The following is a 287-nucleotide window of genomic DNA, read 5'->3' on the forward strand; positions in this document are numbered from 1 at the left end:
AGGGCGTTCACCACCACATCCACCTCGGGCAAACGCACCAGGTCAAGCACGGCGTCAGGCCCCACGCCCACAGTGCCCTCTTCGCCGGGATGAGCAGCCGCTATGGTGTCCACCACCTGCCGTGCCTCGTCGATGCGGCTGTCGGAAGCCAGCGCCTCATCGCCGAAAGCTACGTGGCAGACCTCAAAGGCGCGCGCCTGGGCCACTACCTCGTCGGTGCGGCTATGGGCCGCCAGGCCGACCACTTCAAGCTTATCGCTGTGCTGACGCACCACGTCAAGCGTTTG

General features: G+C 65.9%; 1 pseudogene. It reads right to left on the bottom strand.

Features of this window, described 5'->3' with window-relative positions:
* Positions 1–287: pseudogene (locus tag PZH32_RS13925) on the bottom strand (1-deoxy-D-xylulose-5-phosphate reductoisomerase); the annotation flags it as partial.

The sequence above is a fragment of the Adlercreutzia equolifaciens genome (genome assembly GCF_029076695.1).
Classification (GTDB): Bacteria; Actinomycetota; Coriobacteriia; order Coriobacteriales; family Eggerthellaceae; genus Adlercreutzia; species Adlercreutzia equolifaciens_A.